Source organism: Frankia sp. AgKG'84/4, from assembly GCF_023242965.2.
Taxonomy (GTDB): Bacteria; Actinomycetota; Actinomycetes; order Frankiales; family Frankiaceae; genus Frankia.
On record NZ_JALKFU020001172.1, the window covers coordinates 1 to 2,716 of the forward strand.

A 2,716-nucleotide genomic window follows, 5' to 3' on the forward strand; every position below is an offset into this window, starting at 1 on the left:
GATGTGCTCGGTTGGTGTAGACAAAACGGGCGCCGAACGACGCAGAACGACCACCGTGGTCCCCCTAAGCCGCGGCGGCACGGGGGCGCTGGCCAGCCTGGACGACTGGGGGCTCGCCGGGCGCGGGTTCGGCGGGTTCGTCGCGTGGTTCCTCATCGGTGGCGACATCTTCACCGCGTACACGTTCGTCGCGGTGCCGGGAGCGATGTACGCGGCGGGCGCGGTGTCCGGGTGGTACGCCGTCGCGTACACCACGATGGTCTGGCCGGTGGTGTTCGTCCTGATGCCGCGGCTGTGGTCGCTCTCGCACCGGCACGGCTACGTCACCCCGGCCGATCTGGTCCGCGGCCGCTACGGTTCGCGTTCGCTCGCGCTCGCCGTCGCCGTCACCGGAATCCTGGCGACCATGCCCTACATCGCCCTGCAGCTCGTCGGCCTGCAGGCGGTGCTGGAGGTGATGGGCGTCGGGACGGGCAGCGGCAACGCGTTCGTCCGCGACCTACCGGTGATCATCGCCTTCGGCGTGCTCGCGGTGTGCACCTACACGGCGGGCCTGCGGGCGCCGGCACTCATCGCGTTCGCCAAGGACACACTCATCTACCTCGTGGTCGTGGTCGCGATCATCGTCATCCCGCACCGGGTCGGCGGGTTCGGCGCGGTCTTCGACGCGGCCGAGGGCAAGTTCGACGCCGCGAACGCCACGGCCACCGCGGCCGGCCGGCACCCGAGCGCGGTGTTCATCCCCGGGCCGAAGGACTTCCTCGCCTACGGGACCCTCGCGCTCGGCTCGGCGATGGCACTGTTCATGTACCCGCACGCGATCACCGGGGTGCTGGCGACCCGCTCCCGGGAGGTCATCCGCCGCAACACCGCGGTGCTGCCGCTCTACACGCTGCTGCTCGCCTTCCTCGCCCTGCTCGGCTACGTGGCGATCGCCGCCGGCGTGCACACGACCAACCCGCGTCTGGCGATACCGCTGCTGTTCGACCAGGAGTTCCCGCCCTGGTTCGCCGGTGTCGCGTTCGCCGCGATCGCCGTCGGCGCGCTGGTCCCGGCCGCGATCATGTCGATCGCCGCGGCGAACCTGTTCACCCGCACCATCTACGTCGGCCATCTGCGCCCGGCGGCGACGGCGGCCGAGGAGGCCAAGGTCTCGAAGGTCGCATCCCTGCTGGTCAAGGCGGGGGCGCTGGTGTTCGTCCTCGGCCTGGACACGCAGAACTCGATCAACCTGCAGCTTCTTGGCGGAGTGTGGATCATGCAGACGTTTCCGGCGGTGGCACTCGGGCTGTGGCGCCCGCGCCTGCACCGCCGGGCGCTGCTCGCCGGCTGGCTGGTCGGCATGGGCTACGGGACGTGGCAGGCATACGAGCAGCACAGCCCGCTGGCCCACCACTTCGGCGGGTCACTGGCGACCGTGCCCGGCCTCGGCCGGGCCGGGTACATCGCCGTGACCGCGTTCGCGCTCAACCTCGTCATCGCGGCCGTCGGCACCGTGCTGCTTCGGCTGGGTGGCGTCGCGAACGGCCCCGACGAGACCGCCGCCGTGCCCGCAGGCACGGCCCTGCCCTCGCCACGCGCCGATCAGCCGGAGCCCGCCCCGTCGTCCTAGGTCGGTCGATGCGGTCGATGCGGTCGATGCGCACGCGGGCGGTGTCCACCGTCGGCGACGGCCGGCGCCCCACGATCGTCACCCGGCCGCGCACACTGAGTGCAGCGGTCGGGGTCTTCCGCCCGCGGGCGGCGGCGAGGAGGGGCATGTCGGTTCTCGAGGACGCACAGGTCATGGCCGATGACCTGGTCGAGCTGCGTCGCCGCCTGCACCGCGAACCGGAGATCGGGCTGGATCTCCCCCGCACGCAGGAGAAGGTGCTCCGCGCGCTCGACGGCCTGCCGCTGGAGGTCACCCTCGGCCGGGGCCTCAGGTCGGTGACCGCCGTGCTGCGTGGCGGCGCAGCGGGCGGCGGTGGAGCGGGCGGCGGTGGAGCGCCGGCGGTGCTGCTGCGCGGCGACATGGACGCGCTGCCGGTCCAGGAGTCCAGCGCGCACCCGCACGCCTCGACCGTCGAGGGTGTCATGCACGCCTGCGGCCACGATCTGCACACGGCGATGCTGGTCGGCGCCGCCCGGCTGCTGGCGGAGCGCCGCCACCGGCTGCCCGGTGATGTCGTGTTCATGTTCCAGCCGGGCGAGGAGGGCTGGGAGGGCGCCCAGCACATGATCGACGAGGGGGTGCTGGACGCGGCCGGCCCCCGGGTCGCCGCGGCGTACGCGCTGCACGTGTTCTCCGGGGCCCTGCCGCGCGCCCAGTTCTGCGGCCGGGCGGGGGCGATCACCTCGGCGTCGGCGATGCTGCGGGTCACCGTGCGCGGCGAGGGCGGGCACGGGTCGATGCCGCACCGCGCGGCCGATCCCGTCACCGTGGCCGCGGAGATGGTGCTGGGTCTGCAGACCATGGTGACCCGCCGGTTCGACGTGTTCGACCCGGTGGTGGTCACCGTGGGGGTACTGCGGGCCGGAACCCGCCGGACCGTGATCCCCGACGAGGCCGTCTTCGAGGCGACCGTGCGGACGTTCTCCCCCGAGACCGGGCATCGGGTGGAGCGGGAGGCCCGCCGGCTGCTGGCGGGCATCGCGTCGGCGCACGGCGTCGGGGCGGACGTCGAGTTCGTGCCCGAGCGGCCCGCGACGGTCAACCACGCGGCTCCGGCGGCGC

2 protein-coding genes are annotated in these 2,716 nt (G+C 73.2%); both read left to right on the forward strand.

All coding sequences use genetic code 11. The annotated features are described in order from the left end of the window. A partial coding sequence (gene mctP, locus MXD58_RS28310) for a monocarboxylate uptake permease MctP (protein ID WP_250611223.1) occupies positions 1–1,612 on the forward strand: 1,612 nt, incomplete at its 5' end. A gap of 146 nt (positions 1,613–1,758) precedes the next feature. Further along, a partial coding sequence (locus MXD58_RS28315) for a M20 metallopeptidase family protein (RefSeq protein ID WP_250611225.1) occupies positions 1,759–2,716 on the forward strand: 958 nt, incomplete at its 3' end.